This is a genomic window from Nocardioides pelophilus, assembly GCF_014180685.1.
Lineage (GTDB): Bacteria > Actinomycetota > Actinomycetes > Propionibacteriales > Nocardioidaceae > Nocardioides > Nocardioides pelophilus.
The window spans coordinates 67,290-74,784 of record NZ_JACEHF010000005.1; the positions used below are offsets into that span (position 1 = coordinate 67,290).

The 7,495-nt window shown below is 72.7% G+C and carries 7 protein-coding genes; 5 read left to right on the plus strand and 2 right to left on the minus strand.

From position 1 onward, the window contains the following. The first annotated feature begins 8 nt into the window (after window positions 1-8). Genes ureB through H0488_RS02735 form a run of 5 tightly spaced genes read left to right on the plus strand, consistent with a single transcriptional unit; the run spans window position 9 to window position 4,180 of the window. Window positions 9-341: an urease subunit beta gene (gene ureB / locus H0488_RS02715; protein WP_183097740.1), complete on the plus strand. Its 333-nt coding sequence runs from the start codon at window positions 9-11 to the stop codon at window positions 339-341. Continuing rightward, window positions 334-2,040 carry an urease subunit alpha gene (locus H0488_RS02720; protein WP_183097741.1) on the plus strand — a complete coding sequence of 569 codons (1,707 nt, stop codon included), beginning with the start codon at window positions 334-336 and terminating at the stop codon, window positions 2,038-2,040. Before ureB ends, H0488_RS02720 begins: the two co-directional genes overlap by 8 nt. Beyond that, window positions 2,040-2,696: an urease accessory protein UreF gene (locus tag H0488_RS02725; protein WP_220794119.1), complete on the plus strand. Its 657-nt coding sequence runs from the start codon at window positions 2,040-2,042 to the stop codon at window positions 2,694-2,696. The genes H0488_RS02720 and H0488_RS02725 overlap by 1 nt, the downstream gene beginning before the upstream one ends. Beyond that, window positions 2,689-3,447 carry an urease accessory protein UreG gene (gene ureG / locus H0488_RS02730; protein WP_183097742.1) on the plus strand — a complete coding sequence of 253 codons (759 nt, stop codon included), beginning with the start codon at window positions 2,689-2,691 and terminating at the stop codon, window positions 3,445-3,447. Before H0488_RS02725 ends, ureG begins: the two co-directional genes overlap by 8 nt. Further along, window positions 3,431-4,180, plus strand: coding sequence for an urease accessory protein UreD (locus tag H0488_RS02735; protein WP_183097743.1), 750 nt, complete (start codon window positions 3,431-3,433; stop codon window positions 4,178-4,180). The genes ureG and H0488_RS02735 overlap by 17 nt, the downstream gene beginning before the upstream one ends. 18 nt (window positions 4,181-4,198) lie before the next feature. On the opposite strand, the gene H0488_RS02740 is transcribed toward H0488_RS02735, so the two are convergent. Beyond that, window positions 4,199-6,937 (minus strand): DEAD/DEAH box helicase, encoded by a 2,739-nt coding sequence (locus tag H0488_RS02740; RefSeq protein WP_183097744.1) that lies wholly within the window; start codon window positions 6,935-6,937, stop codon window positions 4,199-4,201. After that, the coding region (locus H0488_RS02745) for a diacylglycerol/lipid kinase family protein (RefSeq protein WP_376768443.1) at window positions 6,934-7,495 on the minus strand (562 nt) is incomplete at its 5' end. The genes H0488_RS02745 and H0488_RS02740, both read right to left, overlap by 4 nt.

Sequence of the window (7,495 nt, forward strand, 5' to 3'; positions counted from 1 at the left end):
AGGCCGTCATGGCACTCACCACGTCCGGACCCGGGGCGATCCGCACCGCCGACGGCACGATCGTGCTCAACGCCGACCGCAGCGACGACGAGCGCCGACGACTGGTCATCACCAACACCGGCGACCGGCCGATCCAGATCGGGTCCCACATCCACCTGGCCGAGGTCAACGCGGCGCTGTCGTTCGACCGCGCCGCCGCCGACGGCTTCCGGCTCGACGTCCCGTCCGGCACGTCGCGGCGGTTCGAGCCCGGGGCCTCGCAGGAGGTCGACGTCGTCGCGCTGCGGGGGCGTCGGGTCGTCCCGGGCATCCAGGTGAAGCCGGAGGACCTCCGTGGTTGAGATCAGCCGGGCGTCGTACGCCGCCCTCTACGGTCCGACCGTCGGCGACCAGGTGCGGCTCGGCGACACCGACCTGTGGATCGAGGTCACCGAGGACCGGACCGTCGGCGGCGAGGAGGCGGTGTTCGGAGGCGGCAAGTCGATCCGGGAGTCGATGGCCCAGTCGACCGCCTCGTCCGACGACGGTGCGCTCGACACCGTGATCACCAACGCCGTGGTGCTGGACCACTGGGGTGTGGTGCGCGCCGATGTCGGCATCCGGGACGGCCGGATCGTCGGCCTCGGCCGGGCCGGCAACCCGGACATCGCCGACGGGGTGCATCCCGGCCTGGTGATCGGGCCGGGCACCGACGTGGTCTCCGGCGAGGGCAAGATCCTCACGGCCGGCGCGATCGACGTCCACGTCCACCTCCTCTCCCGCTCGCAGGTCGTCGAGGCACTCGCCACCGGCACCACGACCGTCGGAGGCGGGGGCACCGGGCCGTCGGAGGGTTCCAAGGCCACCACGGTCACGCCCGGCAGGTGGCACCTCACCGCGGTACACCGCGCGCTCGACGACCTGCCCGTCAACGTGCTCCTGATGGGCAAGGGCAACACCGTGAGCGCAGCCGGCCTGGCCGAGCAGGCCCTCGCAGGTGCGGCGGCCTACAAGGTGCACGAGGACTGGGGCGCGACGCCGGCTGCGATCGACGCGGCGCTGCGCGCGGCCGACGAGTTCGGGCTCCAGGTCGCCCTCCACTCGGACAGCCTCAACGAGGCCGGCTACGTCGAGTCGACCATCGGCGCGATCGGCGGCCGCGGCATCCACGCGTTCCACGCCGAAGGCGCCGGGGGCGGTCACGCGCCGGACATCCTCACCATCGCCTCGCTCGCCCACGTGCTTCCCGGCTCGACCAACCCCACGCTTCCCCACACCGTCAACACCGTCGCCGAGCACCTCGACATGCTCATGGTCTGCCACCACCTCAGCCCGCAGGTGCCGGAGGACCTCGCGTTCGCGGAGTCCCGGATCCGCGCGACGACGATCGCTGCCGAGGACGTCCTGCACGATCTCGGCGCGCTCTCGATCACGTCGTCGGACGCGCAGGCGATGGGCCGCATCGGTGAGGTGGTGTGCCGCACCTGGCAGGTCGCGCACGTGATGAAGGAGCGGTACGGCGGGCACGCCGACCTCGGCTCCGGGCCGGCCGACAACCTCCGCGCCATGCGCTACGTCGCGAAGTACACGATCAACCCGGCCATCGCGCACGGCATCGACCACGAGGTCGGCTCGGTGGAGGTGGGCAAGCTGGCCGACCTCGTGCTGTGGGACCCGCGCTTCTTCGGGATCCGCCCGTCGGTCGTGCTGAAGGGCGGCGCCCTGGTCTGGGGAGCTCTCGGCGACCCCAACGCCTCCATCCCGACCCCGCAACCCGTCCTGATGCGACCGACCCTGGTGGCCGACGGCAGCCCCTACGCGGTGTCCTTCGTCGCGCAGGCGGCTCTCGACGACGGCCTCGCAGAACGACTGGGTCTCCGGCGCCGGCTGGCGCCGGTGGCCCCGACCCGTGCCGTCACCAAGGCCTCCATGGTCAACAACACCGCGCTCCCCCGGATCGACATCGATCCCGAGACGTTCGAGATCGACATCGACGGCGAGCGCGTCACGCCGGCCCCGGCCACTGTCCTCCCCCTCGCCCAGCTCTACGCGATGTTCTGATGCACCACGAGCTGCTGGTCATGCTGCTGGCGGACAGCCGCCTGCCGGTGGCGGGCCACACCCAGTCCGGCACCGTGGAGGCCGCGCTCGCGCACGGGCTGACCACCCACGACGTGCCGGCGTACCTGCAGACCCGGCTGCGCAGCGTCACGCTGGTCGAGGCGGGCACCGCGGTGGTCGCCCGCCACGTCACCCGGGCCGGCGGCCGTCCTGACGACGTCGACCGGGCGTGGGCGGCCCGGACGCCCAGCCCCGCGCTCCGCCAGGCGTCGCGGGGCCAGGGCCGCGCCCTCAAGCACCTGGCCGGGAAGCTCTGGCCCGAGGCGCTGGTGCCGCTCGTCGGGCTGGCGGCCCCGTCGCGGGCCACCGTCCTCGGCACGGTGGCCGGCCACCTCGGTCTCGGTCCGGGCTCACTCGCGCGACTGATCGGGTACGACGACGTGCAGACGGTGTGCTCCGCGGTGCTCAAGCTCGCGCCGCTCGACCCGGCTGTCGCGTCCGGGTGGGTCGCCGCGGCCCTGCCCGAGGTCGCGGCCCTGGCAGACCAGGTCGCCGACCTCACGGTGCCGGACCGGATCCCCGCGGTCGGGTGTCCCCAGATCGAGGTGTGGGCAGAGGCTCACGCCGTCACCAGCAGGAGGCTGTTCCGTGCCTGATCACTCCCCCGACAGCCACACCGCCGCCCCGTCTGCCGCACCGTCTGCCGCACCGTCTGCCGCACCGTCTGCCTCACCGTCCGGGCGGCCGCTGCGCGTCGGCGTCTGCGGCCCGGTCGGCACCGGCAAGAGCTCGATCATCGCGACCCTCTGCCGCGAGCTGGCGCCGACCCTGGAGCTCGCGGTGGTGACCAACGACATCTACACCGACGAGGACGCCCGGTTCCTCCGTTCGGCCGGGGTGCTCGACGCCCAGCGGATCCGGGCGGTCGAGACGGGCGCCTGCCCGCACACCGCCATCCGGGACGACATCACCGCGAACCTGCTGACCGTCGAGGAGCTGGAGGAGGAGTACCCCGCGCTCGACCTGGTGCTGGTCGAGTCCGGTGGCGACAACCTCACCGCGACGTTCTCCCCGGCGCTGGTCGACGCCCAGATCTTCGTCCTCGACGTCGCCGGAGGCGGCGACGTCGCGCGCAAGGGAGGACCGGGGATCGAGCGGGCGGACCTGCTGGTGGTGAACAAGACCGACCTCGCGCCGTACGTCGGCGTCGATGTCGCGCGGATGATCTCCGACGCGTCCGCGGTCCGGTCGACCCGCCCGGTGATCGGGCTGTCGCGGACCGACCGGGCGAGCATCGCCGACCTCCTGGCCTGGGTGAGCACCACCCTCGACAGGCACCGGTCCGGCGTGCTCGTGCCGCAGGACCCGGGGCCGATGGCACGCCATGTCCATGCTCACCAGCACTGAACGGGTAGGGCGCACCCGGATCCGGGTGGCGGCCGACCCGGACGGCGGCCGGTGCCAGGTCCGCACCGCGACGACCGCGTCGGATCCGACGGTCGCGATGCTGCGACCGGTGGTGGTCCACCACGATGCGGCCGCGGCCCGGGTCAGCCTGGTGCCCGAGGGAGCGCTGCTCCTCGCCGGCGACGCGATCGAGATCGACATCGCCGTCGACCGGGGCGCGCGGTTGGACCTCGTCGAACCCGGCGGCACCGTCGCCTTCGACATGCGCGGCGCGCGGGCGCGCTGGGACGTGCGGATCCGGGTCGGAGCGGGTGCCGTGCTCACCTGGGCGGGCGAGCCGTTCGTCGTCGCCCAGGGAGCAGACGTCTCGCGCCGACTCGAGGCGCGGCTCGACGCCGGCGCGACGCTCGCCCTCAGCGAGACCCTCGTCCTCGGACGCCATGGCGAGCGCGCCGGTCGGCTGCGGCAGTCGACGGTAGTGACCGTTGCCGGACTCCCGCTCCTCGTCGAGGACCTGCCGCTCGACGTCACCACCGTCCCGGGCCTGCTGGGGGGCAACCGGGGGCTCAGCTCGGTGCTCCTGGCCGGGCAGGAGGTCGCCGAACCCTCTGCGCCCGCCTCGCACCGCTACGACCTGGACGCCGGCGGCCACCTGTGGCGCCGGATGGGCGCCGAGGTCCACGAGTCGACGCTCGCCGACGTCTGGGGCACGGTCAGGCAGACGGTGGGGTGACGGCTGCGCCGGACGGGGTCACTCGGTCGACACGATGCCGCGCCGCAGCAGGTCGATCGCGGCCCGCGCCGTCCGGCGCACCGGGCGGTCACCGGCAGCGTCGGCGATCTGGCCGGCGAAGTCCACGAGCTGCTTCATCTGACGGACGAAGTCACCGGCCGTGAGGTCGGCGCGGGTCAGCACCTCGTCGAGGGCGTCGCCCTCCGCCCACCGGTACGCCGTCCACGCGAAACCCGCGTCGGGCGGCCGGAGGAACGCGAGCTTGTGGTCCTTCTCCAGTCGCTCGAGCTCGCCCCACAACCGCTGCATCGCCTCGATCGTGGCCGAGACCGCGCCGCCGGGCACCCGCGGCGGCGCCTCGTCGGGACGTCGCGCCTCGTAGACGAGCACCGACAGCACGGCGGCGAGCTGGGACGGGGAGAGGTCGTCCCACATGCCTTCGCGGAGCGCCTCCGCGGCCACCAGGTCGAGGTCGGAGTAGATCCGCATGAGGCCGCGGCCGCGGTCGGTGACCCGGTCCCCGTCGAGGTAGCGCAGGGCGTCGAGGACCTCGCACACCCGGTCGAACTCGCGCGCGACGGTGTTCGTACGACGCTCGACCCGCCGGGCAAGGGTCTCGGTGTCCCGCTGCAGCTTGAAGTAGCGCTCGGTCCAACGGGCGTGGTCCTCCCGCTCGTCGCAGCCGTGGCAGGGGTGCGACCGCATCCGGGCGCGCAGCGCGTCGACCTCGCGGGCGACCGCGGGGTCCGACGGCGACTTGTCGAGCTTGCCCGGACGGGTCACCGACAGCGGAAGGTCGGCGACCGCCTGCCGCACCGACTCGGCGACCTGCTTGCGCATCTGCGGGTTGCGCGGCTCGAACTTCTTGGGCAACCGGATCCGGCCGACCGGCTCGACCGGCACCGGGAAGTCGATCATCGCCAGCCGTTTGGCCTGCCGTCCCATCGTCACCACCAACGGGCGGTGCCCGTGCTCGGACAGCCCCGGGTCGACGACGACGGCCGGTCCGGAGAACCGTCCGACCGGCACCACGATCACGTCGCCGGCCCGCAGCTTCTCGAGCGACGCCTCGGCCTCGCCGCGGCGGTCGGCGCGGCGCCCCTTGCTGGCTTCCTTCTCCAGCGCACTGATCTGCTGCCGGATCCCGGCGTACTCCATGAAGTCGCCGAGGTGGCACTTGGCGGCCTCGGTGTACCCGTCGAGCGCGTCCTCGGCCTTGCGCAGCTGCCGGGCGAGACCGACCACCGCACGGTCCGCCTGGAACTGGGCGAACGACTGCTCGAGCAGCTCCCGGGAGCGGTGCCGCCCGTACTGGTGCACCAGGTTGACGGCCATGTTGTACGACGGCCGGAACGACGACCGCAGCGGGTAGGTACGCGTCGACGCCAGACCCGCCAGCTCCCGCGGGTTCATTCCCGGCTGCCACAGCACGACCGCGTGGCCCTCGATGTCGAGGCCACGACGACCGGCGCGGCCGGTGAGCTGGGTGTACTCCCCCGGCGTGATGTCGGCGTGCGTCTCGCCGTTCCACTTCGTCAGCTTCTCGAGCACGACGGTGCGCGCCGGCATGTTGATGCCGAGCGCGAGGGTCTCGGTGGCGAACACCACCTTCACCAGGCCGCGCAGGTAGAGCGCCTCGACGCACGCCTTGAACGCGGGCAGCATCCCGGCGTGGTGGGCGGCAACGCCACGGCTCAGGCCGTCGAGGAAGTCGTGGTAGCCCAGCACCTCGAGATCGGCGCCCGGCAGCTCGCCGACGGTCTGCTCGACGAACGAGATCACCTGGTCGCGCTCGTCGGCCGTCGTCAGCCGCAGGTTCGCGTCGAGACACTGCTGCACCGCGGCATCGCACGCGGCGCGGCTGAAGATGAAGACGATCGCGGGCAGCAGCAGCTCCCGCTCGAGCCGGTCGATCACGTCGACCCGGCCGGGGATCCACACCCGGCGCCCGTTGCCGACGCTGCGCGGGTTCTTCGACGAGCCCGGGTTGCCCTTGCGGGGCGACCGGCGGTCGCGCATCAGCCGGGTGCTCGCCCAGTCGTCGCGGGCGATCCGCATCAGCTCGTCGTTGACCGGCGCTCCTTCGCGCACGAACCCGGCGGACGCGTCGACGTCGGAGGACGCGAACAGGTCGAGCAGCCGCCGCCCGACCATCACGTGCTGGTAGAGCGGCACCGGGCGGCGCTCGGCCACGATGGTGCGGGTCTCGCCGCGCACCGTCTCGAGCCACTCGCCGAACTCCTCGGCGTTCGACACCGTCGCGGAGAGCGATGCCACCGTCACCGACTCCGGCAGGTGGATGATCACCTCTTCCCACACCGCGCCGCGCGCCCGGTCGGCGAGGTAGTGCACCTCGTCCATGACCACGAAGCCGAGCCCGATCAGGGTCCGCGAGCCGGCGTACAGCATGTTGCGGAGCACCTCGGTGGTCATCACCACCACCGGGGCCTCGCCGTTGACGGAGATGTCGCCGGTCAGCAGGCCGACCCGCTCGGGGCCGTAGCGGGCGACGAGGTCGTGGTACTTCTGGTTGGACAGCGCCTTGATCGGCGTCGTGTAGAAGCACTTGCGACCGGTCTCGATGGCCAGGTGGACGGCGAACTCACCCACCAACGTCTTGCCGGCGCCGGTCGGGGCCGCGACGAGCACCCCGTGACCGGCCTCCAGCGCGCGGCACCCCTCGACCTGGAACTCGTCGAGCTCGAACGGGTACGACGCCGCGAACTCCTCGACGGCACTGAACTCCTGGCGGGTCATGCCAGCACCTGCAGCGCGCCGGGCACGCACTCGACCGTGAGGGGCAGCGCGCCGAACCGCTCGCCGTCGGCGTAGCCGACGATGCCGGGGCACGCCACGGTGACCCGTCGGGCCCGGTGCCGTGAGAACTGCGGGTGGTGCACGTGGGTGCCGCGGAAGAGCTTCGGGTAGGTGCGGATCAGCTCGGGCTTGCTCATCGGACCGATGACCACCACGTCGAGCAGCCCGTCGTCCAGGCTCGCGCCCTCGGCGATCCGCAGGCCTCCGCCGAACGACGGACCGTTGGCGACAGCGACCAGCATCGCCCGGAGCTGGAGGTGCTCACCGTCGAGGTCGATCTCGTAGTGGAGCGGCTCGAAGGTCCGCAGCTCGGCGATGGTCGCGAGGTTGTAGCGCATCTGTCCCCGCGGCCAGGTCATCTTGTTGGCCCGCTCGTTGACGACCGCGTCGAACCCGGCGGCGAGCACGGCCACGAACCACCGGTCCCCCGACCTGGCCAGGTCGATCCGGCGCGGCTCCCACGCCAGCACCCGGGCCACGGCGGCTGCCGGGTCGCGC